General features: G+C 64.0%; 1 pseudogene. It reads right to left on the bottom strand.

What is annotated here, in order from left to right:
• Window positions 1-57: 57 nt before the first annotated feature.
• Window positions 58-353: pseudogene (locus C6W92_RS17885) on the bottom strand (hypothetical protein); the annotation flags it as partial.

Raw genomic sequence — 353 nt, forward strand, 5'->3', positions numbered from 1 at the left:
CGGGCCGGGCCGACACAGCCGGAATACGATGCCTGAACCAGTCTTCGCGCTGTTGCCTTACCTTGGTTCGGCGACGCTCGGCGGCGACCAGCGACTTTTTTTGTGTGTATAGCCGAGCTTGCGGAGGAACTTGCCAATTGCGTTCGGGTGCGCGCACACGCCGGTCGCGTCATGCAAGGCAGATGCCAGTTCAGGCATTGTGATGTCCCCATCCTGCGCGATAACTTCCGCGAAGAAGTCGCGATGCGGTTCGAGCTTACCCTTGCCTCTGGGGCGACCTTGGGGAGCCGCGCGGGCCTGACCGGTGCGGCGGACCGCAAGACCCCAACGTGCCCCGGTGGCAGGCGATACCT

The sequence above is a fragment of the Roseovarius sp. A46 genome (assembly GCF_004126395.1).
Lineage (GTDB): Bacteria > Pseudomonadota > Alphaproteobacteria > Rhodobacterales > Rhodobacteraceae > Roseovarius > Roseovarius nitratireducens.